Genomic DNA, 26939 nt, shown 5'->3' on the forward strand with positions numbered 1-26939 from the left:
CACCTCTTTTTCAACTCCTTTCGCGCTTCGATGACCTGAAGCAACTCACTGCCGAAAACCGCGTAACTCTTTGTTTACCAAGGAGTTTTCCGTTTCGACTGCGCCGGAAGTGGGGCGAATTATAGACCGTTACAATTCGCCGTCAACCCCTTATTTCACCTTTATTCCGATTTGAGCGTAATGCGCGCAAATGCCTTCTTTCCGGCCTGGCAGACATGAGTCGCGCCCAGCGCGTATATAAAGGTGCGATCGACAACCTCACCATCTATACGCACACCACCAGCATTCAGGAGATCACGCGCCACAGCCGAGTTTTTGACCAAGCCTGCCTTATTAAGGACGGCCGCAATCGGCATATCTTCAGCAGCAGCCAACTCAATCTCCGGCAAGTTCTCCGGCAGCTCGCCATCTTTCATGCGATTACCTGCCGCACGGTGAGCGTTGGCCGCAGCTTCTTCACCATGAAAACGCGCCACGATCTCTTCGGCCAGCTTGATCTTGATGTCACGCGGATTGGCACCCGACTCCACATCCACACGGAATGCATTTATCTCATCCATGGAGCGGAAGCTGAGCAACTCGAAATAGCGCCACATCAGCGCATCCGGAATAGACACCAGCTTGCTGTACATGACACCAGGCGCTTCCTGGATACCGACATAGTTACCCAGCGACTTGGACATCTTCTTCACGCCATCCAGACCTTCCAGCAATGGCATGGTCAGAATGCACTGAGGCTCTTGACCATAACCACGCTGCAGCTCACGCCCCATCAAGAGGTTGAACTTCTGATCCGTGCCGCCCAGCTCGACATCCGCGCGCAACGCAACAGAGTCATACCCCTGCACCAACGGATAGAGGAACTCATGAATAGCGATTGGCTGATTAGTCGTATAGCGCTTGTCGAAATCATCACGCTCGAGCATGCGTGCGACGGTGTACTGCGAAGTCAGCCGAATAAAGTCAGCCGGCCCCATCTGATCCATCCAGGTGGAGTTAAATGCCACTTCGGTCTTGGCCGGATCAAGAATCTTGAAAACCTGAGTTTTGTAGGTTTCAGCATTTTCGAGCACCTGCTCGCGAGTCAGCGGAGGACGCGTTGCGCTTTTCCCGCTCGGATCGCCGATCATTCCGGTGAAATCCCCTATAAGGAAGATCACCTGATGCCCAAGCTCCTGGAACTGGCGCAGCTTATTAATAAGCACGGTGTGACCCAGGTGCAAATCCGGCGCAGTCGGATCGAAGCCCGCTTTAATACGCAGCGGCTGGCCGCGCTTTAGCTTCTCAACAAGCTCTGACTCGACCAACAGTTCTTCCGCACCACGTTTGATCAGCGCTAGCTGCTCTTCAACCGACTTCATAACAGACCCGCAAGGCTCGAATTCAAAGGGTACCAACCATACAAGATCACGCCTCAAATACAAAGTTTGGCCGGCGCAATGACGCCAATCCGCTGGCAGAGTAACCACGGACTTGCTTCAGAGATGATTTGGTTATATTTTATACAGTTATTTCATCTTCATCATGTCATTCATCTATTCCAATTCATCTTCTTCAAAGTCAAAAATTACCTATGACCAAAGAATCGTCTAAAGCGCCGCCGCTTTACCCGAAGACCCACCTGCTCGCAGCAAGCGGTATTGCCGCCCTTCTGAGCCTGGCGCTTCTGGTATTCCCTTCCAGTGATGTTGAAGCCAAAAAGACAACCCTGAGTCTTGAACTGGAAAGCCCTGCTGAACAACTGACACAAGATCAAGACGCTGCTGAAGCCGTTCAAGCCACAAATGAGTCCGCAACCTCCCCTTTCGCGCAGATTGAAAACAGCGTTGAAGAAACCAAGGAAACCGCTCAGGCAGAACCTGCACCAGCGCCGGCTGTTGAAGAAAAGAAGGCCCCAAATCATCGGGAAGTGATCGTTTCCAAAGGCGACACGCTCTCAACCTTGTTCGAGAAAGTCGGCCTGCCGGCAGCGTCGGTACATGAAGTGCTGTCCAGCGATAAGCAAGCCAAGCAATTCAGCCAACTCAAGCATGGTCAGAAACTTGAATTCGAACTGAATCCGGAAGGTCAGCTGACCAACCTGCACAGTAAGGTCAGCGACCTTGAAAGCATTACCCTGACCAAGAACGACAAGGGTTATACGTTCAATCGCATTACCGCCAAGCCCACCGTACGCTCCGCCTACGTCCACGGCGTGATTAACAGCTCGCTGTCGCAATCCGCCGCCCGTGCAGGCCTGTCCCACAGCCTGACCATGGACATGGCCAGTGTGTTCGGCTATGACGTCGATTTTGCTCAGGACATCCGCCAGGGTGACGAGTTTGACGTGATCTACGAGCAGAAAGTCGTCAATGGCAAGGCCGTCGGTAACGGTCCGATCCTGTCGGCACGCTTCACTAATCGGGGCAAGACCTACACCGCAGTGCGCTACACCAACAAACAAGGCAATAGCAGCTACTACACCGCTGACGGCAACAGCATGCGCAAGGCGTTCATTCGTACTCCGGTAGATTTCGCCCGCATCAGCTCCAAGTTCTCCATGGGCCGCAAACACCCGATTTTGAACAAGATTCGCGCTCACAAAGGGGTTGATTATGCTGCCCCACGCGGTACGCCGATCAAGGCTGCGGGCGACGGCAAGGTGTTGCTGGCCGGGCGCCGCGGCGGCTACGGCAATACAGTGATCATCCAGCACGGCAATACCTACCGCACGCTGTACGGGCACATGCAAGGTTTCGCCAAGGGCGTAAAGACTGGCGGCTCCGTCAAGCAAGGTCAGGTAATCGGCTACATTGGCACCACCGGCCTGTCCACCGGCCCACACTTGCATTACGAGTTCCAGGTCAACGGCGTACACGTCGACCCGCTGGGCCAGAAGCTGCCAATGGCCGATCCGATCGCCAAAGCCGAGCGCGCACGCTTCCTCGCGCAGAGCCAGCCGCTGATGGCGCGCATGGATCAAGAGAAGGCCACTATGCTCGCTTCGAGCAAGCGCTAAACCATGGCCCTCTATATAGGCGTGATGTCCGGGACCAGCCTTGATGGATTGGACATTGCGCTTATAGAGCTGACCCCGGCGATCAAACTGATCGCCACGCACTACATCCCCATGCCGGACTCATTGCGCGCCGAGTTGCTTGGCTTGTGCGCCAGCGGCCCAGACGAAATCGCCCGTTCCGCCATCGCCCAGCAAAACTGGGTGAAGCTGGCCGCCCAAGGCATCCACGCTCTCCTCGAACAACAAAACCTGAAACCTGAGGACATCCGCGCCATTGGCAGCCACGGCCAGACCATTCGCCACGAACCGGCGCGCGGTTTTACCGTGCAAATTGGCAACCCTGCCCTGCTAACCGAGCTGACGGGCATCACCGTGGTGAGCGACTTCCGTAGCCGCGACGTAGCCGCCGGCGGGCAAGGTGCTCCACTGGTGCCAGCCTTCCACGAATCATTGTTTGAAGAGCAGGCCGGCAACCGCGCAGTGCTGAATGTCGGAGGTTTCAGTAACCTCAGCCTTATTGAACCCGGCAAACCCGTTGCGGGATTCGACTGCGGCCCGGGAAATGTTCTTCTGGACGCCTGGATTCATCAACAACGCGGCGACAACTTTGATCGCGACGGCCTTTGGGCTGCCACCGGCGAAGTCGAACCTGTCTTGTTGAAAGCGCTACTGAGCGATCCGTTTTTCGTCACCAAAGGCCCTAAAAGTACCGGCCGAGAAGTGTTCAACCTACCCTGGCTGACACAGCATCTTTCACTGTTGCCGACGTTCGCCATCGAAGATGTGCAGGCAACACTGCTGGAACTGACCGCCCTGACAATCACTGAGTCGTTGCAAAGCGCTCAATCAGATACGCGTGAGTTGCTGGTCTGCGGCGGCGGCGCGCACAACGCCACGCTAATGCATCGCCTGTCCCGTCTGTTACCCAACGTAAGAGTCTGCAGCACTGCCGCTTACGGCGTCGACCCGGATTGGGTAGAAGCGATGGCCTTCGCCTGGCTGGCCCACTGCTGCCTCGCAGGCATTGCCGCCAATCGCCCCAGCGTCACTGGCGCTCGAGGCTTGCGGGTGCTCGGCGCTATCTATCCCGCCTGACTGCTCCCCAGCAAACTCCAGACAGCAAAACGCCGCAAAACTCTCAGGTTATGCGGCGCTCGGTATTATCTTGAAGCGTATTCAGATCGAGAACGAAGAACCACAGCCACACGTGGTGGAGGCGTTCGGATTCTTGATCACAAAACGCGAACCCTCCAGACCTTCCTGGTAGTCCACTTCGGCACCTGCCAGGTACTGAAAGCTCATCGGATCAACGACAAGACTCACACCCTCGCGTTCGACGATCGTGTCGTCATCGGCCACTTCTTCATCGAAGGTGAAGCCGTACTGAAACCCGGAACAACCACCACCCGTAACAAATACGCGCAGCTTCAAGCGATCATTCCCCTCTTCATCGACCAGGCTCTTCACCTTGTGCGCAGCACCGTGGGTGAATTGCAAAGCCGTGGGGGTGAAGGATTCGACGCTCATGCTAACTATCTCCCGGCGTTACGCCGCCATAATGCGTGATGACGCGCATTATCCGCTTCTCCTAGAAAATCGGTCAACTATTGTTACGGTATATCAATCAAGCAAATCGTCAGACAAGAATGCAAAAAGGCCTGATATCCAGGCCTTTTTGCTGTTGGGGATAAGCCTTACGGCAACATGCCTGCATGGGAAAGACCCAGGCGCTCATCCAGACCGAACATGATATTGAGATTCTGCACCGCCTGGCCCGACGCACCCTTCACCAGATTGTCGATAACCGACAACACCACGACGAGATCCCCATCCTGTGGACGGTGCACGGCAATTCGGCACACGTTCGCGCCACGCACGCTACGGGTTTCCGGATGGCTACCGGCTGGCATCACGTCGACGAACGGCTCGTCGGCATAGCGTTTTTCGAACAGCGCCTGCAGGTCCACCGAGCGATCCACGACTGTCGCGTAGAGTGTCGAGTGAATGCCGCGGATCATCGGTGTCAGGTGCGGTACGAAGGTCAGGCCAACGTCCTTGCCCGAGGCACGGCGCAGACCCTGGCGGATTTCCGGCAAATGACGGTGACCTTTGACGGCGTAAGCCTTCATGCTTTCCGATGTCTCCGAGTACAGAGAACCTACGGCAGCGCCACGACCAGCACCGCTGACGCCGGATTTACAGTCAGCGATCAAACGCGTGGTGTCAGCCAGCCCCGCTTCGAGCAATGGCAGGAATCCCAGTTGGGTAGCAGTCGGGTAGCAACCAGGAACAGCAACCAGACGAGCCTGTTTGATTTGCTCGCGGTTGACTTCCGGCAAGCCATAAACGGCCTCTTCAAGCAATTGCGGAGCACCGTGCGGCTGTCCGTACCACTTCGCCCACTCATCAGCGTCTTGCAAGCGGAAGTCCGCCGACAGGTCGATGACCTTGGTCCCGGCCGCTAGCAGCTCACCCGCCAGGGCATGCGCGACACCGTGAGGCGTGGCGAAGAACACCACATCGCAGGCACCCAGGGTTTTGATGTCTGGAACGCTGAACGCCAGGCCGTCGTAGTGACCGCGCAGGTTTGGATACATATCAGCCACGGCCAGACCGGCCTCGGATCGGGAAGTGATGACCACCACTTCAGCTTGCGGATGCTGTGCCAACAGACGCAGCAGTTCGACACCGGTGTAACCCGTGCCGCCGACGATACCGACCTTGACCATAAACCTGCCCTCAAACGAAACCACTGGAAAGCCGTCGATAATAGGGCCCGCATCGCGCTGCGACAACCGGCAAGGTGACGCGCGGAGCCTCAAGCCTCTACTATCCAGGCTACCGTGAACCTGGGAATACCTAAAAAATGCTTTATCTATGGCTCAAAGCTTTTCATATCGTCAGTCTGGTCTGCTGGTTTGCCGGCCTGTTCTACCTGCCACGCCTGTTTGTCTATCACGCCCAAAGTGAGGACACCGTCAGCAAGGAGCGTTTCAGCATCATGGAGCGCAAGCTGTACCGCGGCATCATGGGACCGGCAATGATCGCCACGCTGATCTTCGGCATCGCACTGATCGCCATGAACCCCAGCATATTCAGCCAGGGTGCCTGGATTCACGCCAAGCTGACGCTCGTAGTGATTCTGATCGGCTACCACCACATGTGCGGCGCGCAGGTAAAACGCTTTGGCCGTGGCGAAAACACCCGCAGCCATGTCTTTTATCGCTGGTTCAATGAAGTGCCGGTTCTGATATTGCTGGCTATCGTAATTCTGGTCGTGGTTCGACCGTTCTAACTTCACTACGCGCTACTTTTCGGGGTACCTACAATGTCGCTGCCCGCTTTGCTTGAACAACGTTTGCGCCTACCGGTTGTGGCGGCGCCGATGTTCCTGATCTCCAATCCACAATTGGTACTCGCCTGCTGCCGTAATGGCGTAGTGGGGAGCTTCCCCGCGCTTAACCAACGCGAGAGCAGCGGCTTCAAGGCCTGGCTGGAAGAGATTGAAGCGGGTTTGGCGACACTGGAAAATCCGGCGCCCTATGCAGTAAACCTGATCGTCCACAACAGCAACCCAAGGCTGCAAGCGGACCTCGCGATCTGTGTCGAACACAAGGTTCCCATTGTGATCACCAGCCTTGGCGCTGTGAAAGAACTGGTGGATGAGGTTCACAGCTACGGTGGGCTGGTGTTTCACGACGTGACGACCCGTCGCCATGCCGAGAAAGCTGCAGAGGCCGGGGTAGACGGCTTGATTGCAGTGGCGGCGGGCGCCGGTGGACATGCGGGCACCTGGAGTCCATTTTCCTTGATTGCCGAGATTCGCCAGTTCTTTGATAAAACGCTGCTGCTGGCCGGCTGTTTGAACCACGGCCACGAGATTCTTGCCGCACAATTGCTCGGCGCGGATCTGGCCTACTTCGGTACGCGATTTATCGGCACCACCGAAAGTCATGCGCCCGATGCCTATAAAGAGATGCTACTGAGTTCCAGAGCAGCCGACATCGTTCATACTCCAGCAGTGTCGGGTGTTCCGGCGAGCTTCATGCGTCAAAGCCTTGAGGCTGCCGGCTTCGACATGGCGGCATTGCAAGGCAAAGGGGAAGTTGACTTCGGCTCCAAACTCAAACCTGTAAGCGATGAAGCAAAAGCCTGGAAGACCGTATGGTCCGCCGGCCAAGGCGTTGGTGAAATCGATGACTTACCAGGCGTTGATGAACTGGTCGCGCGCCTCGACAGCGAATACCGCAAGGCGCTGGAACTGGCCGCAACGCTGCCGAAGCGCTGGCCTCGCTAAATGCAGAAACCGGTCGATTGCGATCGGCGTATGCATCTCTCATTCAAACACTCGCGACAAGGATGCCTCGCAATGAGCGAAAACCGTTTCAAGATCGTATTCGACGGCGCTCTGCTGCCAGGCGTCGATGTCACTACGGCCAAGCTCAATCTCGCCGAGTTGTTCAAAAGCGATGTAACGGCCATCGAACGACTGTTCAGTGGGCGCCCGGTTGCTCTCAAGCGTGACCTGTCGCACGCCGATGCCCAGACGTATTTACAGGCACTGGTGAAAACCGGCATTGATGCGCGAATCGAAAGCGAGCCAACGATCGAGCTGGATTTGGCCGACGTGCACGAACCAGCCCCGTCCTACGCGCCCCCCTCGCCGGATCAGGATTCGCCCTATGCCTCGCCACGCGCCGCGGTCGGAGAAGCATTGCCCGACTTTGCTCCGCTCAAGCCGTTCAGCTTTCAGGGACGTATCGGACGCTTACGCTTTCTTGCCTGGACGATGGTCCTGACGCTCGTGACACTCGGCATCGGGATCGTGCTTGCGCTTTTTGGTCTGGCGCTTCTCAGTTCGGATTCAAACGCCGGGCTGATTCTTGCAGGTCTGCTGGCGTTCATCCTCGTCGTCGCACTGGGTTTTGTCAGTATCCAGTTCAGCGTCCAGCGTCTTCACGATATCGGTTGGTCCGGCTGGTTGTGGCTGCTGAACCTCGTCCCCTTTATCGGTAGCTTCTTTCCGTTCGTGATGATGGTTGTGCCGGGGAACAGCACGGCCAATCGGTACGGTGCACCGCCACCGCCCAACAGCAACGCAGTAAAAGTGCTCTCTGCGTTGTGGCTGGTGTTTATCGCGATCCTGTTCATTGGAGGGTTGGCGGGTGGCCTCACGGCAATTCAGGATGAATACGAAAACGCGACCCAGAGCAGTTACGAAAGTGACTCCGTCACCACCGAAGAGATCGAAGATCAGACCGCAGTGGAAGCAGAGCCAGCGCCAAATTCAGCTGACGAAGCAGCAGAAGAAGCCCAGCCCCCTGTAGACTCTGCGAAAGAATGAACAGCGCTCCCCGCACGTGACACCCGCGTCACTGGCGCGGAGCTGTTGCGATGGAGAACTGAATGACCCGTTACGCTCTGATCACTGGCGCTTCCAGCGGCATCGGCCTGGCGATGGCCGAAGCGCTGGCCCGCCGTGGCCGCAGCCTGCTATTAGTGGCCCGACAGCGTGATCAGCTGGAAAGTATTGCGATAGAACTGACCCAGCGTTTTGGTGTGGAGGTACTGTTCCGAGCCTGCGATCTGGGAGAGCCCCTGCGGCTGTCCGGATTTTTGCTGGAGCTCGAGGAAGGTGACCGGCAGATTGATCTGCTGGTGAACTGCGCCGGTATTGGCACCTGTGGTCCCTTCCTGGCTCAGGACTGGATGACCGAACAGGACCTGATCGAGGTCAACATTCTGGCCCTTACTCGCCTGTGTCACGCCATCGGCAACACGATGGCCTTGCAGGGTGGCGGGCAGATTCTGAACGTTGCCTCCTTGGCGGCGTTCCAGCCTGGCCCATGGATGAGCACCTACTACGCCAGCAAAGCCTATGTGCTGAATTTTTCCGAAGGCTTACGCGTAGAACTCAAGAAATGTGCGATCAAGGTGTCGGTGCTCTGCCCCGGCCCTACCCGCACAGCGTTTTTCAGCACCGCTCAGATGGACACCGCCAAGCTTGAAAACAACAAGCGGATGATGAGTGCCGAAGAGGTTGCTCTTTACACCGTGCGAGCGCTGGAAAAAAATCGCGCCATTATTATTCCAGGTCAGCGCAACCGGTGGTTCGCCTTCCTCCCGCGCCTCGGCTCACGCTGGCTGAACCGGATAATCGCAGGCATGGTCAACAAGGCCTACTGCCCTCGCTGAACGGTCTTACGGCATAACACTGGGATGGTGTAGCTTGCGTGGGTACACTCAGGACTGCCTAAACAACGGAGAAAACAGCTGTGGATACTCTGTTCACCAAGATCATCAACCGGGAAATCCCGGCAAAGATCATTTACGAGGACGACCAGGTTCTGGCCTTCCACGACATCGCCCCGCAGGCACCCGTGCACTTTCTGGTGATTCCGAAGAAACCGGTGCGCACCCTGAATGACCTCACCGAGGACGACAAGGCACTGGCCGGACATATCTTGTTCACAGCCCAGCGTCTCGCTCTGGAACTGGGTTGCGAAAAAGGCTTCCGCGTCGTGATGAACTGCAACGAAGAAGGCGGTCAAACCGTCTATCACATCCATATGCATGTGCTGGGTCAGCGTCAGATGCACTGGCCGCCGGGCTGATTGCACAAATCCCTGCGGGAGAGGGCTTGTTCCAGGAGACGCCCTCTCCCCCAAATGACCCAACGCAAACCTTCACCGGCCGATTCGGTTAAACTGGCCGCCGAGATTCTTCCCGGAGGTCAGCATGACTACCCAACGTCACTACTCGCCGATTGACCGTCTACTGCTGCAAGCCGATGCGGCGATGCGTACCCTGCTACCGTTCAGTGGCCAGCCGTACCGTCCGTCCCCGGCTATCGTGCAGCCTGATGTGCAAATGAGCGACGAAGACACCCGGCACGTTGCCGGCCTGATGCGCATCAACCACACCGGCGAAGTCTGCGCCCAGGCGCTGTACCAAGGCCAAGCCCTGACGGCGAAACTGCCGCAAGTGCGTGCCGCCATGGAACATGCCGCCGAAGAAGAAATCGACCATCTGGTCTGGTGCGAACAACGCATCCATCAATTGGGCAGCCACACCAGCATTCTCAACCCGTTGTTCTACGGCATGTCGTTCGGAATAGGTGCGGTCGCCGGCTTGATCAGCGACAAAGTCAGCCTGGGGTTCGTCGCCGCCACCGAGCATCAGGTGTGCAAACACTTGAACGAGCACCTCGAGCAACTGCCAGCGGAAGATGAAAAATCCAGAGCAATTCTTGAACAGATGCGCACGGATGAAGAGCATCACGCGCAGAGTGCACTGGATGCTGGGGGCTTTCGCTTCCCGGCTCCTGTGAAATTCGGGATGAGCTTGTTGGCCAAGGTCATGACCAAGAGTACTTATCGAATCTGACCTCAGGAGCAAGACTTGTCCCCGATGGCGATACTCAAGACGCAATCGCGGGCGATCCTTGCGCCAATCGAGTTTTGCATCAGCCAGTAAAAAGGCGACTGCCGTGAGGTAGTCGCCTTTTTTGCATCTGGGGGAATGTCGATTTCAGCCGAGCTCAATGATCTCGTAGTCGTGGGTAATTTCCACGCCTGCCGCGCCGAGCATGATCGAAGCCGAGCAATACTTCTCGGCCGACAGCTCAATGGCGCGTTTGACCTGAGCTTCTTTCAGCCCGCGGCCCTTGACCACAAAGTGCATGTGGATCTTGGTAAATACCTTTGGATCTTCGGTGGCGCGCTCGGCTTCAAGGAAAGCTTCGCAGCTCTCTACCGCCTGACGGGACTTCTTGAGGATGCTGACCACATCGAAGTTACTGCATCCGCCAACACCCAACAAGAGCATCTCCATCGGACGGACACCCAGGTTGCGACCGCCGGCATCAGGGGGACCGTCCATGACCACGACATGGCCGCTGCCGGATTCGCCGAGGAACATGGCTTCGCCAGCCCATTGGATGCGTGCCTTCATCGCCAAGACTCCACTACATAAAAAAGGGTCGCCAGCTTAGCACAGGGTCCTTGATTGACAGCGCTCACCTCCGTAGGACATAACCTTCGCCTGCGTAGGCAAAATCTCGAAAGTTGCAGAAAGTGTCTGTTATGCTGGCGCCAATTCACTGGCGCATAGCCAGCTTGAAGCGAATAAGCAGTCCGTCCGTCCGCTCGCGGTCCGGGCCTTCACAAGCGCCTAAAAAAAACCAAACACACCGTGCAGTCTTTTCGGGATACAACCATGGTTGCTATTGCTCCCGCCCCAAAAATCAAAAACCTCGACAAGCTGCTGATGCATTGCCAGCGCCGCCGGTATCAGGCCAAGAGCAACATCATTTGTGCCGGCGATCGCTCGGAAACGCTGTTCTTTATTATCAAAGGTTCGGTCACCATCCTTATAGAAGATGACGATGGCCGTGAAATGATCATCGCGTACCTTAACTCCGGAGACTTTTTCGGAGAGCTCGGCCTGTTTGAACAGGCCGGTCTGGAACAGGAACGCAGTGCCTGGGTACGGGCCAAGATCGAATGCGAAGTCGCGGAGATCAGCTACGCAAAATTCCGTGAACTGTCCCTGCAAGACCCGGACATTCTTTACGTGCTTAGCGGACAAATCGCACAGCGTCTGCGCAATACAACGCGCAAAGTCGGCGATCTGGCGTTTTTCGACGTGACCGGCCGCGTTGCCCGCTGCCTTTTAGAACTGTGCAAGCAACCCGATGCCATGACGCATCCCGACGGCATGCAGATCAAGGTGACGCGCCAGGAAATCGGGCGGATTGTTGGCTGTTCACGAGAGATGGTCGGTCGCGTGCTCAAGGATCTGGAAGAGCGCAACCTGGTGGACGTCAAAGGCAAGACCATGGTGGTCTTCGGTACACGTTGAGTTACGCGTCAAGTTCGAAAACTAAGCCGCAACCACTTCCGCCAGCAACTGACGATAAAGCGTATCGAGCCGCTCCAGCGCATCAGGTGCGGTGAACTTTTCATGTAAGGCGATGTGGCTCTCAGCGCGAACCCGTTGATCCAGACCGCACGCCTCGTTGAACCGATTGACCGCTGCAACCATCGACTCACGCTCGTTATCCAATAACAAAGCTCCGTGCACCAGGCCGACGGGACGCGTACCGCCCTTGCTTTGGCGCCAGCGCTGAGCAGTACCGACCATCTTGCGCCCGTCGAGGTTGACGTTAAAACGACCGTCGCAGAACGCGCCGTCGACTTCACCCAGAGACGACACGCCCCCCAACTCATCCAGAAGCTGACAGATCGGATCGCAAAGACGCCGGTACGCGGTTTCGATGCGATTCAAATCCCCTTCCCGAGCGGGCGGTGCGTAAACCAGGGCAATGTTGATGGTCGATGCCGACTGAGGCACTGGCTCACCGCCAGTTTCACGCAGCAACACAGGCCAGCCTGCAGCCGCCGATGCATCGCAGGCAGCCTCGAAACCAGGCAGGCGACTCAGGCGTCGAGGCATGACCAGCGCTTTATCACTGGGTTGCCAGAACAACAGGCCGAATTCCGATTCACCGGAGCAAACCGAGGCCAGCAGATCCTGTTCGGCGAGCAGTCCAGCTTCTACGATTAGCGAGGTCGGGTGCATTAGAGAGTCCGTTTGACGGGTCATTCCATGGTGCATCTGAAGCCATCTTCGCCAGCAGGTTCACACCCACATCAGCCGCGCTCAATGTGAGCGTGAACCTGCTCGCGAAGAGGTCGAGTCAGTCGAGTGTCGAACCACTGATTGCAGTGCCGCGCTCAGGGAAAAACAGACGCTGCAATTCAGTGCCCGGGCTTTCAGCGCGCATGAACGCCTCCCCGACCAGGAACGCATACACATCGCTGATTTCCATCAGTTCAACGTCGGCGCGATTAAGAATGCCACTTTCAGTGATCACCAAACGATCCCGCGGAATACGCGGCAGCAGATCCAGCGTGGTTTCCAGACTGACATCGAAAGTATGCAGGTTGCGGTTGTTGACGCCCACCAGCGGCGTTTCGAGAGTTTTCAAGGCCCGCTCCAACTCATCGCCATCGTGCACTTCCACCAGCACATCAAGGCCGACGCTTTTTGCAACGGCTGCCAACTCGGCCATCTTCACGTCATCCAGTGCGGAGACGATCAACAGCACGCAGTCCGCGCCCAGCGCCCGGGCTTCGATGATCTGGTACGGATCGATCATGAAATCCTTGCGAATCACCGGCAGTTTGCAGGCATCGCGAGCCTGTTGCAGGTACGCGTCGGCACCCTGGAAGTAATCGATATCGGTGAGTACGGACAGGCAGGTCGCGCCGCCCTTTTCGTAACTTGTGGCGATGTCGGCTGGAATGAAGTTCTCGCGAATCACGCCTTTGCTTGGCGAAGCCTTCTTGATTTCAGCAATCACCGCAGGTTGTTTCAACTTGGCCTGAGCGATCAACGCCTCGGCAAAACCACGGGGTGCATCGGCCGCCTTGGCCAGACGTTCCAGCTCGGCAAGGCTCACACGAGCACTGCGCTCGGCAACTTCTTCGACCTTGCGCGCCAGAATGTTTTCCAGAACCGTCGGTACACTCATCCCTCATTCTCCACTCTGAATACCGCGGTAAATGCACCCAGCTCCTCAAGCTTTTCTCGAGCGAGACCTGTATGCAGCGCATCGTGCGCCAGGGCAACGCCCTCTTTCAAACTGGTGGCATGGTCGGCGGCGTAAAGCGCAGCACCGGCATTGAGCACAATCATTTCCGCCGCTTTCTGACCGTTTTCAGTCTTGCGCTTGCCCAGGGCATCGCGGATCAGTTCCAGCGAAGCCGCCGGGCTTTCAACTGCCAGGCCATGCAAGCTCTGGCTCTTCATGCCCAAATCTTCTGGCTCGACCCAATACTCTGTGATCTGGTCGTTCTTCAACTCCGCTACGAAAGTCGGTGCCGCCAGACTGAACTCGTCCAGGCCGTCCTTCGAGTGCACCACCAACACGTGTTTGCTACCAAGACGTTGCAAGACCTCGGCCAATGGCCGGCACAACGCCTGGCTGAACACGCCGACCACCTGATGTTTAACGCCAGCCGGATTCGTAAGCGGGCCGAGCATGTTGAACATCGTGCGCAGGCCCAGATCGCGTCGTGGGCCGGCGGCGTGCTTCATCGCACTGTGATGAGTCTGGGCAAACATGAAGCCGATGCCGACGTTATCGATGCAGCGCGCCACCTGAATGGGCGTCAGGTTCAGATAGATACCGGCCGCCTCCAGCAGATCAGCGCTGCCACTTTTACCCGATACCGCACGGTTACCGTGCTTGGCCACGGTGCAACCCGCAGCCGCGACCACAAACGAGGACGCGGTCGAAACGTTGAAGATATTGGCACCGTCGCCGCCAGTGCCCACTACGTCAACCACACCGTCCAGCGTCTTGAGTTCTACCTTGTCCGCCAATTCGCGCATGACCGACACCGCACCGACGATCTCGTCAATGCTTTCGCTCTTCATGCGCATGGCCATCATGAACGCGCCGATCTGCGCGTCCGTGCATTGCCCGGTCATGATTTCGCGCATGACATCACGCATCTCATCAGTGCTCAGGTCGAGGTGGCCGACGATACGGCTCAGGGCTGTCTTGATATCCATGGAAAGTCCTTAGCGCGTGCCGCCGGTTTGTTTGAGGAAGTTGGCGAACAGTTCGTGACCTTGTTCGGTGAGGATCGATTCGGGGTGAAATTGCACGCCTTCGATGTTCAGCGTCTTGTGGCGCAGGCCCATGATCTCGTCGACCGAGCCGTCCTCCAGCTGAGTCCATGCCGTCAGTTCGAGGCAATCGGGCAGGGTTTCACGCTTGACGATCAGCGAGTGATAGCGGGTCACCGTCAACGGACGATTCAGACCTGCAAAAACGCCCTTGTCCTCATGGAATACCGGACTAGTCTTACCGTGCATCACTTGACGGGCGCGGACCACGTCACCACCAAAGGCCTGGCCGATGGACTGGTGACCGAGGCAAACACCCAAAATCGGCAGCTTGCCGGCAAAATGCTTGATCGCTTCAATGGAAATGCCTGCTTCGGTCGGGGTGCATGGACCCGGCGACACGACGATGCGCTCCGGGTTGAGCGCTTCGATTTCGGCAATGGTGAGTTCGTCGTTGCGCACGACTTTGACTTGGGAGCCGAGCTCACCAAGGTACTGCACAACGTTATAGGTAAAAGAGTCGTAATTATCGATCATCAGCAACATGGCGCTTGGAACCTCTTGAATTCACTGACTTTGAACATGACCTTCAAACGATTACCCGCGGAGCGCTGCGCTTTGTCAGGTGCTGGAGTGGCGCCAGCAAAGCGGCAATTGAAACGGGTAAAGAAGGTAAATCGGTACAGGACCGGCGAGGCCGGCAAAGGAATTCAGGCGCGCCAACGCCAGCGGGCGTGTGCCTTGATGACTTGATCCAGAAGTTTGCTGATGATCAACACGGGGAAGGTCTCATTCATACGTCTCGGCACAGTAACTTAGCTGGGCGGAGCGTGCAATATGGTGGGGCCGACGGCTGGGGAAACTATCGAAGGGTTCGCGACCGATGGCAAAAGGCCGGAAGATTTTGGTACTGTCGTTTCGTTCACTACAACAATAAATAAACGGACTTGCTCATGATCAAACAGACGCTGTTTGTACCGCTCGCCGGATGCTTGCTCGCAATGGCCTGCGCCCAGGCGATCGCCGCTCCAAATCCTTATTCGAATTTCGTCGTCTTCGGCGACAGCCTCAACGATGCCGGGACCTTTACCGACACGGGCGGTCCTGCCGGTGCGACCCAGCGCTACACCAACCGGACCGGACCGCTCTATCAGGATGGCAGCGGCGAATTCCGCTCGCTCAATTCCACGCAGTTGCTGGGTGGACGGCTCGGTTTCACTCCGGACGAGACGGCTGCTTCGAGCTCAGCCGTACGCGCCAATCAGGGCCTGCCGGATGGCAACAACTGGGCCGTAGGCGGGTATCGCACCGATCAGATCCTTGACTCCATTACCACCCAATCCGCCACGGGCGAACGCACCCGAGCCGGTTACCTGCCATCGAACAACTTCCGCGCCGATCCGAACGCGCTTTACTACCTCTCCGGCGGTGGTAACGACTTCCTGCAAGGGCGCATCCTCAGCCCTGCTCAGGCCAACGCGGCGGCAGATCGACTGGCGGACAGCGTGCAGGTCCTGCAAACCGCCGGTGCGAAGTACGTCATGGTCTGGCTGCTGCCTGACATCGGCCTGACGCCAGCCATCAACGGCACAGGTTTACAAACAGCAGCCACGCAGCTCAGCAACCAGTTCAACCTGCAGCTGGTGCAACGTCTGCAGGGCATCAACGCAGAAATCATTCCGTTGAACATTCCGTTGCTGTTGCAAGAGTCGTTCGCGGATCCGGGCCGGTTCGGCCTCGCCACTGACCAGAACCTCACGGCCACCTGCTTCAGCGGTAACGGCTGCACGGAAAACGCCAGATACGGCATCAACAGCGCCACCCCGGACCCGAGCAAGCTGATTTACAACGACGGGGTTCACCCCACCGAAGCCGGACAAAAGCTGATTTCCGATTACGCCTACTCCTTATTGGCAGCGCCATGGGAACTGACGCTGTTGCCGGAAATGGCCCACGCCACATTACGTGCTCACCAGGACGAATTGCGCAGCCAATGGCAATCGGATTGGGAGAGCTGGCAGGCTGTAGGACAATGGCGGGCAATCGTCGCCGGTGGCGGACAGCATCTTGATATCGACAGCCAATCAAGCGGCGCCAGCGCCGATGGCAGCGGCTACAACCTGAATATCGGTGGCAGCTATCGTCTGAATGACGCCTGGCGCGTCGGCGTAGCGGCAGGCTTTTATCGTCAAACCCTGGAAGCCGGCAGCAACGATTCGGACTACAAACTCAACAGCTACCTCGCCACCGCCTTCGCCCAGTTCCAGCAGAACCGCTGGTGGGCAGATGCCGCGCTGACGGGCGGCAAGCTGGATTACGACAACCTCAAACGCAAGTTCGACCTGGGTGCCAGCGAAGGTGCGGAGAAAGGTGATACTGACGGCCATCTCTGGGCGTTCAGTACTCGCGTGGGTTACGACATCGCGCAACCTGGCAGCCAATGGCACCTGTCGCCGTTCGTGAGCGTTGATTATGCCAAGGTAGAGGTCGACGGATATTCGGAGAACAGCAACCGCGCCACAGCGTTGAACTTCGATGACCAGACCCGTGATTCGAAGCGCCTGGGCCTGGGTCTGCAGGGCAAGTATCAGATCACTTCGCAAACTCGGGTGTTTGGTGAATACGCCTACGAGCGCGAGTACGAAGACGATGTGCAGAAAGTGAACATCGCCCTCAACAGCTTGCCGGCCAACGACTTCAAACTCGTAGGCTATACACCGCAAAGTCATTCGAATCGGGTGAATCTGGGCGTCAGTCACAACCTCACCCAAGACCTGGCGCTGCGGGCCAGCTACCTCATTCGCAAGGATGATGACTTTACCCAGCAAGGCGTCAACGTCGGCGTTGCGCTGGATTTCTGATCCGGCAAACAGCACGCATAAAAAAACGCGACGCCCTCACAGGCGCCGCGTTTTTTTGAATTGAGCAACATCCTGGCGGAAGCGAACTCAGCTTTCTGGAGTCTGCTCAGCCAGCGCCACCGCGCGAAACATCGCACGACGCTTGTTCAAGGTTTCTTCCCATTCCAGCGCCGGCACGGAGTCGGCAACGATGCCGCCACCGGCCTGCACATGCAGCTCGCCGTTCTTGATCACGGCGGTGCGAATCGCAATCGCGGTGTCCATGTTGCCGTTCCATGCAAAGTAGCCCACCGCGCCACCGTAGACGCCACGCTTGACCGGTTCCAGCTCGTCGATGATTTCCATCGCGCGGATTTTCGGCGCGCCGGACAACGTGCCGGCCGGCAGAATTGCCCGCAACGCGTCCATCGCCGTCAACCCGGCTTTCAACTGCCCGGTGACGTTGGAGACGATGTGCATCACGTTGGAATAACGCTCGATCACCATCTTCTCGGTGAGTTTCACCGAGCCGATTTCCGAAACACGGCCGGTGTCGTTGCGACCCAGGTCAATCAGCATCAAATGCTCGGCGATCTCCTTGTCGTCGGACAGCAGGTCTTTCTCCAGCGCCAGATCAGCCTCTTCGTTGGCACCACGTGGGCGGGTGCCGGCAATCGGTCGGACGGTGATCAGATTGTCTTCAACCCGCACCAGCACTTCCGGCGAACTCCCCACGACATGGAAGTCGCCGAAGTTGAAGAAGTACATGTAAGGCGTCGGGTTGAAGCAGCGCAGCGCCCGGTACAGATCAATCGGCGCTGCCTTGAAGTCGATCGACATGCGCTGGGACGGCACGACTTGCATGCAGTCACCGGCGAGGATGTATTCCTTGATGGTGTCGACGGCTTTCTCGTAATCGTTCTGGGTGAAACTGGAACGGAAGATCGGGTCAGCAGACTGCTGTTTGCTGAAATCCAGCCCACGTCGCGGGGTAATCGGTTGGCGGAGTTTTTCCAGCAGTTCCTGCAACCGCGCCTGACCTTGTTCAAACGCATCCTCTTGGGATGGATCGGCCAGAACAATGGCGTGCATCTTGCCGGCGAGGTTGTCGAACACCACCACCGCGTCGGACACCATCAGCAGAATGTCCGGCACGCCCAGCGGATCCGGGTTCGGGCATTTGCCTAGACGCTTTTCCACATAACGCACGCAGTCGTAACCGAAGTAACCCACCAGGCCGCCATTGAAGCGCGGCAGGCCGGCGATGGTCGGCACGTTGTACCGAGCCTTGAATGCTTCGACGAAGGCCAGTGGATCTTCGGCTTCGTGGCTTTCGATCTCGATGCCGTCATGGGTCACGCTGACGTGATGGTCATGGACCCGCAACACGGTGCGGCATGGCAAACCGATGATCGAGTAACGGCCCCACTTTTCTCCGCCCTGAACCGATTCCAGCAGATAGGAATTAGGTTCGTCAGCCAGTTTCAGGTAGATCGACAGCGGCGTGTCGAAGTCGGCAAGAGTTTCGCAGGCAAGCGGGATACGGTTATAGCCGGCAGCGGCCAAACGCAGGAATTCTTCGCGGATCATGGGGTAGCCTCGTGGCTTGAGGGTCTAACAGTCAGGTATGCAAACGCGCCGGATAACCGGCCAGAATCGAGTCAGGCGCGCCAACGCCAGCGGGCCAGGGCCTTGATGACTTTCATCCAGAGTTTGCGAGTGACCACCACGATGGCGTTTCCAGAAGGGGGTTGAACAGCGTCGGGCAACGTTATCCCAGAGGCAGAATCCAGGCAACCGGGAATTAGCTTGCGCAGATCGTCGATGACCAGCGCCGGCAACTCTTCGGCAATCGGCCGGCCATGGTTATAGCCATAGCTCAGCGCTACACACTTGACCCCTGCCGCTTTCGCCGCCAGCACATCGCTGCGCGAATCGCCGACGAACAAGGACTGTGAAGCCGGAATGTTGGCCATCTTCATCACAAAGAACAGTGCTGCCGGATCGGGTTTCTTCTGCGGCAGGGTATCGCCGCCAATGATCCATTTGAAGTAGCGACCGATCTTCATCTGATCCAGCAATGGCGCGACGAAACGCTCCGGCTTGTTGGTGATCAGCGCCATCTCCACACCCTGCTTGTGCAGCCATTTCAGAGTGTCGCGCACGCCGGGGTAAACAACGGTCAGCTCATGGCTCTCGCTGTAAGCCTCCATGAAAATCTCCAGCGCGCCTTCCGCTTCACCGTCATCGACCGTCGAATGGTCAATGCCACCCGCCAGCGCTCGACGAACCAGCACCGGAGCACCGTTACCGACCCATTCGCGGACAGCGTTCAGGCCGGCAGGCTGTCGACCGAGCTTGAACAGCATGTTATCCACAGCCACTGCGAGGTCCGGGACCGAATCGATCAGCGTGCCATCCAGATCGAACATCACCAGCCGCGGCAGAGACCCCGGGAACAGCTGTTCAAAGCCACTCATGGGCGAGCCAGCGCCAGTTCGGAACGCATCTTCTCGATCACTTCCTGGTAGTTCGGCGCATTGAAGATGGCCGAGCCCGCAACGAAGGTATCGGCGCCAGCAGCGGCGATTTCACGGATGTTGTTCACGTTTACGCCGCCGTCGATTTCCAGGCGAATGTCACGTCCGGAAGCGTCGATCAGGGCGCGCGCTTCACGCAGCTTGTCGAGGGTGCCTGGAATGAACTTCTGGCCGCCAAAACCTGGGTTGACGCTCATCAGCAGGATCATGTCGACCTTGTCCATCACGTACTTGAGTACGTCCAGCGGTGTTGCCGGATTGAACACCAGGCCCGACTTGCAGCCGCCTTCACGGATCAGTTGCAAGGAGCGGTCAACGTGCTGAGTGGCTTCCGGGTGGAAGGTAATGTACGTCGCCCCCGCCTCGATGAAGTCACCGACGATGCGGTCTACCGGGCTGACCATCAGGTGCGCATCGATCGGCGCGGTCACGCCGTACTTGCGCAGTGCCGCGCAGACCATCGGGCCGATGGTCAGGTTGGGTACGTAATGGTTGTCCATGACATCGAAGTGCACGAAGTCGGCGCCAGCGGCCAGGACGTTGTCCACTTCTTCACCCAGTCGGGCGAAGTCAGCGGAGAGAATCGACGGAGCAATTACGAAGGGCTGCATGACGCACCTTTTCTGAGCAAAATCACGATGGCGCGCATTGTATACCTCATGCTTTGACGCGCGCACCGTGAGCGCGATGATCAGTAAGCCGCTCGGTAGATCTTCTCGATATCGACGGCACTCAACTTACGTGGATTATTGCGCATCAGGCGTTCGATCCCGGCGGCTTCCACGGCCATGGCCGGGATCGCGTCTTCGGGCACGCCGAAACTGCGCAGTCCCTGAGGGATTTCTACCGCACCGCACAAGTCGGTCATCGCCTCGACCGCTTTATCCGCCGCTTCGTTGGCGCTCAAATGAGCAGTCTTCACCCCCATGGCCTCGGCAATATCCTGCATGCGCTCGACGCAGGCCATCTTGTTCCAGGTCATCACATAGGGCAGCAGCAGTGCATTGCTGACACCGTGGGCAATATTGAATCGCCCGCCCAGGGGATACGCCAGCGCATGCACCGCGCCGACCCCCGCATTACCAAACGCCATGCCGGCCATCAGACTGGCGGTGGCCATGTCCTCGCGGGCCTGCAGGTGGGTCGGGTTGGCGTAGGCCTTGGGCAATGCCTTGGCGATCAGTTTGATCGCACCAATGGCCAGGGCGTCGGTGATCGGCGAGGCATTGACCGACAGATAGGATTCGATGGCATGGACCAGCGCGTCGACACCACTGGCAGCAGTGACACTGCGGGGGCAGGTCAGGGTCATCTGTGGGCTGACCAGCGCCACGTCCGGTAATAGATAGTCGCTGACGATGCCTTTCTTGAGCTGCGCAACCTTGTCGGAGAGGATCGCTACATTGGTCACCTCCGAGCCGGTACCCGCCGTCGTCGGGATGGCGATCAGCGGCGGACCTTTGCGCGGCACCTGATCGATACCGAACAAGTCCTCCAGCGCGCCGTGATAACCCGCATAGGCCGCAACGCTCTTGGCGATGTCGATCGCACTCCCGCCGCCCAATCCGATCAAGCCGTCATGCCCGCCTTCACGGTAAACCCGCATGCAGTCTTCGACGATGGCGATTTCCGGGTCCGGCAGCACCCGGTCGAATATCTCGTAGGTACGACCGCCCAGCTGCGTCAGCGCCAGCTCTACGGTTCCGGATTTGACCAGGGCCGCATCGGTGACGATCAGCGGGTGGTCGACATCCAGGCGTGTCAGTTCGGCGGCCAACTGCTCGATGGCACCTGCGCCGGTGATCAGTTTGTGAGCGATTTTGAAAGAGGAAAGACTCATGTGCGCAGCCTCTTATAGACAGGGGAGCTGGGCACAATAGTAGCTGGGGATTTGGGGTTGTCTGATATTCAGGTCATGAATGACCTGCGATCCGGAGAAACTACATAATCCCCTGTAGGAGCTGGCGAGTGAAACGAGGCTGCGATCTTTTGACTTTGGATTTTAAAAACAAGATCAAAAGATCGCAGCCTCGTTTCACTCGCCAGCTCCTACAGAAATTGGCGTTACACCTGCGCCGTACGCAGTTTCTCGCTGCGTCCGCGCAGCCATTCCAGGGTCAGCAGCAGGATCACCGAGAAAGCAATCAAGAGCGTTGCCGCAGCAGCAATGGTCGGGCTGAGGTTTTCGCGGATGCCGCTGAACATCTGCCGAGGCAAGGTCGCTTGTTCAGGACCGGCAAGAAACAAGGTCACCACCACTTCATCGAACGACGTCGCGAAGGCAAACAGCGCACCGGAAATCACGCCGGGGGCGATCAACGGCAACGTCACTCGACGAAACGCGGTGAGTGGCGAAGCGCCCAGGCTGGCCGCCGCACGCACCAGGTTGTGATTAAACCCCTGCAATGTCGCCGACACCGTAATGATCACAAACGGCACACCCAGTACCGCGTGCACCACGATCAGCGAAAAGAAGCTGTTGCCCAGCCCCAGCGGCGCAAAAAACAGGTAGCTGGCCACACCGATGATCACCACCGGCACCACCATCGGCGAAATCACCAGTGCCATCACCAAGGCTTTGCCCGGGAAATCGCCACGGGTCAGTCCAATCGCCGCCAGCGTGCCGAAGATCATTGCCAATACGGTGGCTGCCGGTGCGACGATGATGCTGTTCTTCAACGCTCGCATCCATTCCGCCGAGGCGAAGAAGTCCTGGTACCAGTGCAGTGAAAAACCTTGCAGCGGATACACCAGGAAACTCCCGGAGTTGAACGACAACGGAATGATCACCAGCACCGGCAGAATCAGGAACAACAGGATCAGTCCGCAGAGGATGCGCAAACTGTAGAACCACACCCGTTCGATGGGCGACATATAAGGATTCAGCATTTCGTTCTCCCTTAGCTCAGGCGCAGGCGACTGGCGCCCACCAGCCAGCTGTAAATCAGATAAAGCACCACAGTCGCCAACAGCAGCAACCCACCGAGTGCGGTGGCCATGCCCCAGTTGATGCTGGTGTTGGTGTAGAAGGCGACGAAGTAACTGACCATCTGATCGTTCGGGCTCCCGAGCAAGGCCGGGGTGATGTAGTAGCCGATGGCAAGGATGAATACCAACAGGCAACCGGCACCGACACCGGCATACGTCTGCGGGAAGTACACCCGCCAGAAACTGGCAAACGGGTGGCAGCCCAGTGAAATCGCGGCGCGCATGTAAGTCGGCGAGATGCCTTTCATGACGCTGTAGATCGGCAGGATCATGAACGGCAGCAGGATGTGCACCATCGAGATGTAGACCCCGGCACGGTTGAACACCAGTTCGAGAGGCTTATCGATAATGCCCATGGCCATCAGGCCGCTGTTGATCAAACCACCCGACTGCAGGAGCACGATCCAGGCCGCAACCCTGACCAGAATCGAGGTCCAGAACGGCAGCAGCACCAAAATCATCAGCAGGTTGCTTTGACGGGACGGCAGGTTGGCCAGCAGGTAGGCCAACGGATACGCCAGCACCAGGCAGATCGCCGTGATGACCAGACCCATCCAGAAAGTCCGGGCGAAGATGTCGAGGTAGATCGCCTGGTCGGGTGTGGCTGGGGCAATTTCGCCGAGGTCGTCGATGCGGTGATCGACAGCCGCCAGCAGGTAGTACGGCGTGATGTTGCTGGTGTTACGGCGCACCGCTTGCCAATAGGCCGGATCACCCCAACGCTCATCGAGACTTTCCAGCGCTTCCTTATAAGAGGCGGGCTCAGTGGCGAACGGCAAGGCTCGGGCGGTTTTGGTCAGCAGGCTGCGGTAGCCGGCCAACTCCATGTTCAAACGCTTGGACAGATCGCCCAAGGTCTGGTTTTTGCGGGCTTCGGCGAGGTCTTCGCTGGCAGCTTTGTAAACCGGTTCAGCGGGCAAGCCGCGGCCGTCCCAACTGGCAATGGCAGCCACGGTGCGCGGCATGCCGCCGACAACTTCCGGGTTACCCACACTTTTGTAGAGCAGCGCCACGATCGGCACCAGGAACACCAGCAACAGAAACAGCACCAGTGGCGCGATCAAGGCCTGGGCCTTCCAGCGGTTGATCCGCTCGGCATGCTTGAGCCGCTGCTTCAAGGTGGGGTCAGTGCCCGCGTTCAGGGGAATGGCGGTAGCCATGGCGTACTCCGGAAATCTTTGATCAGTCGTTGAAGTGGGAGCGAACTGGTGTGGCGAGAAAGCTTGTGTGGCGAGGGGATTTATCCCCGTTGGGTCGCGAAGCGGCCCCAAAACCTGCGACTAAGGAGTTTCAGGTACTCGCACTCACCGAATTCGCGACTGCTACGCAGCCGAACGGGGATAAATCCCCCCGCCACATAAATCTCTTCACCACGCGAATCCTCGCCACAAAAACTCGCCCTCACAGGAGGGCGAGCCCTTTGCTTACTTCGCAGCCCAGGAATTAAAGCGCTGCTCCAGTTGCTCACCGTTGTCAGCCCAGAAGCTGACGTCGATCTGCACCTGGTTGGCGATGTTTTCCGGAGTGGTCGGCATGTCTTTCAGGACATCCTTGGCGAGCAACGGCACCGCTTGCGTGTTGGCCGGGCCGTAAGCGATGTTTTCCGAATAGGTCTTCTGCTGCTGCGGCATGACCGAGAACGCGATGAATTTTTTCGCCGCTTCAGCCCGCGCCTTGTCCAGGCCCTTTGGAATGGCCCATGCGTCGAAGTCGTAGATACCGCCGTTCCAGACGACTTTCAGATTGCTTTCTTTTTGCACGGCAGCAATTCGGCCGTTATAGGCCGAGCTCATGACCACGTCACCGGAGGCGAGATATTGCGGCGGTTGCGCACCGGCTTCCCACCACTGAATGCTTGGCTTGAGCTCATCGAGCTTCTTGAATGCGCGATCCTGACCGTCTTTACCGGCCAGTACTTTGTAGACGTCCTTCGGCGCAACGCCATCGGCCATCAAGGCGAATTCCAGGGTGTACTTGGCGCCTTTACGCAGGCCCCGCTTGCCCGGGAATTTCTTGGTATCCCAGAAATCCACCCAACTGGTCGGTGCGGTTTTCAGCTTGTCGGCGTTGTAGGCCAACACTGTCGACCAGACGAAAAAGCCCACGCCGCAAGGCTGGATAGCGCCTTTGACGTAGTCTTCGGACTTGCCGAACAGCGCAGGGTCGAGCTGCTCGAACATGTCTTCATCGCAACCACGGGACAGTTCCGGCGATTCGACTTCCACCAGGTCCCAGGACACGCTCTTGGTGTCGACCATGGCTTTGACCTTGGCCATCTCACCGTTGTATTCGCCGGCTACGATCTTGCCGTTACCCGCCGCTTCCCACGGCGCGTAGAAGGCTTTGACCTGCGCGGCCTTGTTCGCCCCGCCAAAGGACACCACGGTCAGATCCGGCCCCGCTGCCATCGCGTGTGCCGCACCGATCATGCCCATTACCAGGGCTGTGAATTTCAGGGATTTCAACATTTATATTGTTCTCCACGTGCAGGGTTGGTGTAGCAGGGGGCGATCAATTCGCCTCTAGAAGCGGGTCGAGCGCACGAACGTGTTCGACCTGCCAGCCAAGCGGTACCACGTCGCCGACAGCCAGCGCGGGATCGAGCTCTGCAATCGGTTGTTTCACAAAGAAGTCGGTCTTGCCGCAGACTTCCAGACGAACCCGGACGTGGTCGCCCAGATAGATGAATTCCGCCACCCGCCCCGAGAAACGGTTGACGCAGGACTCGCTCGAACCATTGAGGCTCACGCGTTCCGGTCGAATCGACAGCGTGACGGGCTCACCGGTTTTGCCGACATTGACCGCCAAGGCTTCAACCTTCTCACCACGCGCCAGCTCGACCACGCAGCGATCACCCGTCTGGCTGTGCAGACGCCCATTAAGGCGGTTGTTCTCGCCGATGAAATTGGCAACGAAGGTGTTCTTCGGTTCTTCATAAAGGGAGCGCGGCGGCGCGATCTGCTGGATCTCGCCCTGATGGAACACCGCGACACGGTCAGACATGGTCAGGGCTTCACCCTGGTCGTGGGTCACGTACACCACGGTCACGCCGAGACGCTGGTGCAGATGTTTGATCTCCATCTGCATGTGCTCACGCAGTTGCTTGTCGAGTGCGCCAAGAGGTTCGTCCATCAGCACCAGTTGCGGTTCGAACACCAGTGCGCGGGCCAGTGCCACACGCTGCTGCTGGCCGCCGGACAGTTGTGCGGGATAACGCTGGGCGAAGGCGTCGAGCTGAACCATGCTCAGGACACGTTTGACCCGGTCGCTGACATCGCTTTTGTTCAAACCGCGCACGGTCAGCGGGAACGCGAGGTTCTCGGCCACCGTCATGTGCGGGAACAACGCGTAGTTCTGGAACACCATGCCGATGTCACGTTTGTGTGGCGGCACGTTGTTGATCGAACGACCCGCCAGCAGGATCTCGCCTGCGGTCGGTGTTTCGAAACCGGCGAGCATCATCAGGCTGGTGGTCTTGCCGGAACCGGACGGGCCGAGCAAGGTAAGGAATTCACCTTTGCGAATGTCCAGGTTGAGGTCTTTGACGATCAGGTTCTCGCCGTCGTAGCTCTTTTGCACTCCACGAAAGCTGACCAGAACATCGCTGGCCCCTGCGCTTGAATCGACCTGGCTCATACCCACACCTTTGTTAGTGATGACTGCTGTGGACTAAGCCTAGTGGACGCCGGGAGCCACGCAAATCGGGGGGCAGGAGAGATTGGCCTCAGCCGGATGGAAGGTTGGGGGTAGGGATTGCCCTACAAGGATGGCGGGAATAGATAGAGACAGCTGCAATCTTGAAGCTGCAAGCCGCAAGAACGGGCAAAAGCGGTTTTGCAGGATGTCGTAAATGGGCATGCGACCACAATCCCTGTGGGAGCGAGGCTGCTCGCGATTGCGGTATGACATTCAAAATGATGTCGACTGATAGTC

Annotated in this window: 26 protein-coding genes; 10 read left to right on the forward strand and 16 right to left on the reverse strand. The window is 57.9% G+C overall.

All coding sequences use genetic code 11. The annotated features are described in order from the left end of the window. Positions 1 to 161: 161 nt before the first annotated feature. Positions 162 to 1361, reverse strand: a complete 1200-nt coding sequence (tyrS, locus tag H7698_RS29615) for a tyrosine--tRNA ligase (protein WP_194693774.1) — start codon at positions 1359 to 1361, stop codon at positions 162 to 164. 212 nt (positions 1362 to 1573) lie between these two features. Here tyrS and H7698_RS29620 point away from each other — a divergent pair, with 212 nt between their 5' ends. Beyond that, on the forward strand, positions 1574 to 2998 hold the full coding sequence (locus H7698_RS29620) for a peptidoglycan DD-metalloendopeptidase family protein (RefSeq protein ID WP_194693775.1): 1425 nt from the start codon (positions 1574 to 1576) through the stop codon (positions 2996 to 2998). 3 nt (positions 2999 to 3001) lie between these two features. After that, positions 3002 to 4093, forward strand: a complete 1092-nt coding sequence (locus H7698_RS29625; protein WP_194693776.1) for an anhydro-N-acetylmuramic acid kinase — start codon at positions 3002 to 3004, stop codon at positions 4091 to 4093. An 81-nt stretch (positions 4094 to 4174) separates the two neighbouring features. On the opposite strand, the gene erpA is transcribed toward H7698_RS29625, so the two are convergent. Next, positions 4175 to 4525 carry an iron-sulfur cluster insertion protein ErpA gene (gene erpA, locus H7698_RS29630; RefSeq protein WP_007947969.1) on the reverse strand — a complete coding sequence of 117 codons (351 nt, stop codon included), beginning with the start codon at positions 4523 to 4525 and terminating at the stop codon, positions 4175 to 4177. 167 nt (positions 4526 to 4692) lie between these two features. Beyond that, complete coding sequence (argC, locus tag H7698_RS29635) at positions 4693 to 5727, reverse strand: N-acetyl-gamma-glutamyl-phosphate reductase (protein ID WP_194693777.1); 1035 nt, start codon at positions 5725 to 5727, stop codon at positions 4693 to 4695. 137 nt (positions 5728 to 5864) lie between these two features. On the opposite strand from argC, the gene hemJ reads away from it, so the two are divergent. The 6 genes from hemJ to coq7 all read left to right on the forward strand — a co-directional run bounded on the left by hemJ (position 5865) and on the right by coq7 (position 10384). After that, positions 5865 to 6293: a protoporphyrinogen oxidase HemJ gene (gene hemJ, locus H7698_RS29640; protein ID WP_162436290.1), complete on the forward strand. Its 429-nt coding sequence runs from the start codon at positions 5865 to 5867 to the stop codon at positions 6291 to 6293. Between the two features lie 33 nt (positions 6294 to 6326). Beyond that, a complete protein-coding gene (locus H7698_RS29645) occupies positions 6327 to 7295 on the forward strand; it encodes an NAD(P)H-dependent flavin oxidoreductase (protein ID WP_194693778.1) in 969 nt (322 codons plus the stop codon). Positions 7296 to 7367: 72 nt separating this feature from the next. Beyond that, positions 7368 to 8342, forward strand: coding sequence for a DUF805 domain-containing protein (locus H7698_RS29650; RefSeq protein WP_194693779.1), 975 nt, complete (start codon positions 7368 to 7370; stop codon positions 8340 to 8342). A gap of 62 nt (positions 8343 to 8404) precedes the next feature. Beyond that, positions 8405 to 9193, forward strand: a complete 789-nt coding sequence (locus H7698_RS29655) for an SDR family NAD(P)-dependent oxidoreductase (RefSeq protein WP_162436288.1) — start codon at positions 8405 to 8407, stop codon at positions 9191 to 9193. Positions 9194 to 9273: 80 nt separating this feature from the next. After that, a complete protein-coding gene (locus H7698_RS29660; protein WP_008027110.1) occupies positions 9274 to 9612 on the forward strand; it encodes a histidine triad nucleotide-binding protein in 339 nt (112 codons plus the stop codon). A gap of 124 nt (positions 9613 to 9736) precedes the next feature. After that, on the forward strand, positions 9737 to 10384 hold the full coding sequence (coq7, locus tag H7698_RS29665) for a 2-polyprenyl-3-methyl-6-methoxy-1,4-benzoquinone monooxygenase (protein ID WP_162436287.1): 648 nt from the start codon (positions 9737 to 9739) through the stop codon (positions 10382 to 10384). Positions 10385 to 10528: 144 nt separating this feature from the next. Here the strand turns inward: coq7 and H7698_RS29670 are convergent, their stop codons facing one another. Further along, complete coding sequence (locus tag H7698_RS29670; protein ID WP_008061600.1) at positions 10529 to 10951, reverse strand: OsmC family protein; 423 nt, start codon at positions 10949 to 10951, stop codon at positions 10529 to 10531. 264 nt (positions 10952 to 11215) lie between these two features. Between H7698_RS29670 and crp the strand changes: the two genes are divergently transcribed. Then, positions 11216 to 11860 carry a cAMP-activated global transcriptional regulator CRP gene (gene crp / locus H7698_RS29675; protein ID WP_194693780.1) on the forward strand — a complete coding sequence of 215 codons (645 nt, stop codon included), beginning with the start codon at positions 11216 to 11218 and terminating at the stop codon, positions 11858 to 11860. 21 nt (positions 11861 to 11881) lie between these two features. Here the strand turns inward: crp and H7698_RS29680 are convergent, their stop codons facing one another. The 4 genes from H7698_RS29680 to H7698_RS29695 all read right to left on the reverse strand — a co-directional run bounded on the left by H7698_RS29680 (position 11882) and on the right by H7698_RS29695 (position 15184). After that, a complete protein-coding gene (locus H7698_RS29680) occupies positions 11882 to 12604 on the reverse strand; it encodes a lipoate--protein ligase family protein (RefSeq protein WP_162436285.1) in 723 nt (240 codons plus the stop codon). 94 nt (positions 12605 to 12698) lie between these two features. Further along, on the reverse strand, positions 12699 to 13535 hold the full coding sequence (trpC, locus tag H7698_RS29685; protein ID WP_194693781.1) for an indole-3-glycerol phosphate synthase TrpC: 837 nt from the start codon (positions 13533 to 13535) through the stop codon (positions 12699 to 12701). Further along, complete coding sequence (gene trpD / locus H7698_RS29690) at positions 13532 to 14581, reverse strand: anthranilate phosphoribosyltransferase (protein ID WP_162436283.1); 1050 nt, start codon at positions 14579 to 14581, stop codon at positions 13532 to 13534. Before trpD ends, trpC begins: the two co-directional genes overlap by 4 nt. Before the next feature lie 9 nt (positions 14582 to 14590). Continuing rightward, positions 14591 to 15184, reverse strand: coding sequence for an aminodeoxychorismate/anthranilate synthase component II (locus H7698_RS29695; protein ID WP_007980194.1), 594 nt, complete (start codon positions 15182 to 15184; stop codon positions 14591 to 14593). 407 nt (positions 15185 to 15591) lie between these two features. On the opposite strand from H7698_RS29695, the gene estP reads away from it, so the two are divergent. Beyond that, positions 15592 to 17499, forward strand: a complete 1908-nt coding sequence (gene estP / locus H7698_RS29700; protein WP_194693782.1) for an esterase EstP — start codon at positions 15592 to 15594, stop codon at positions 17497 to 17499. An 87-nt stretch (positions 17500 to 17586) separates the two neighbouring features. Here estP and trpE read toward each other — a convergent pair whose 3' ends face one another. The 8 genes from trpE to H7698_RS29740 all read right to left on the reverse strand — a co-directional run bounded on the left by trpE (position 17587) and on the right by H7698_RS29740 (position 26642). Beyond that, a complete protein-coding gene (gene trpE / locus H7698_RS29705) occupies positions 17587 to 19068 on the reverse strand; it encodes an anthranilate synthase component I (RefSeq protein WP_194693783.1) in 1482 nt (493 codons plus the stop codon). 71 nt (positions 19069 to 19139) lie between these two features. Further along, the gene (locus H7698_RS29710) at positions 19140 to 19958 is read right to left on the reverse strand and encodes a phosphoglycolate phosphatase (protein WP_162436280.1); all 819 of its coding nucleotides are present in this window, start codon (positions 19956 to 19958) and stop codon (positions 19140 to 19142) included. Next, complete coding sequence (gene rpe / locus H7698_RS29715) at positions 19955 to 20629, reverse strand: ribulose-phosphate 3-epimerase (protein ID WP_008035979.1); 675 nt, start codon at positions 20627 to 20629, stop codon at positions 19955 to 19957. Before rpe ends, H7698_RS29710 begins: the two co-directional genes overlap by 4 nt. A gap of 80 nt (positions 20630 to 20709) precedes the next feature. Then, positions 20710 to 21858 carry an iron-containing alcohol dehydrogenase gene (locus tag H7698_RS29720; protein WP_194693784.1) on the reverse strand — a complete coding sequence of 383 codons (1149 nt, stop codon included), beginning with the start codon at positions 21856 to 21858 and terminating at the stop codon, positions 20710 to 20712. Between the two features lie 224 nt (positions 21859 to 22082). Continuing rightward, positions 22083 to 22907, reverse strand: a complete 825-nt coding sequence (locus H7698_RS29725; RefSeq protein ID WP_162436278.1) for an ABC transporter permease — start codon at positions 22905 to 22907, stop codon at positions 22083 to 22085. An 11-nt stretch (positions 22908 to 22918) separates the two neighbouring features. After that, positions 22919 to 24166, reverse strand: a complete 1248-nt coding sequence (locus H7698_RS29730; RefSeq protein ID WP_194693785.1) for an ABC transporter permease — start codon at positions 24164 to 24166, stop codon at positions 22919 to 22921. 264 nt (positions 24167 to 24430) lie between these two features. Further along, positions 24431 to 25474: an ABC transporter substrate-binding protein gene (locus H7698_RS29735; RefSeq protein ID WP_162436276.1), complete on the reverse strand. Its 1044-nt coding sequence runs from the start codon at positions 25472 to 25474 to the stop codon at positions 24431 to 24433. A 43-nt stretch (positions 25475 to 25517) separates the two neighbouring features. Next, positions 25518 to 26642 (reverse strand): ABC transporter ATP-binding protein, encoded by a 1125-nt coding sequence (locus H7698_RS29740; protein WP_194693786.1) that lies wholly within the window; start codon positions 26640 to 26642, stop codon positions 25518 to 25520. Between the last annotated feature and the right edge of the window lie 297 nt (positions 26643 to 26939).

This window comes from Pseudomonas sp. p50(2008) (genome assembly GCF_015351605.1).
In the GTDB taxonomy this organism is placed as follows: Bacteria; Pseudomonadota; Gammaproteobacteria; order Pseudomonadales; family Pseudomonadaceae; genus Aquipseudomonas.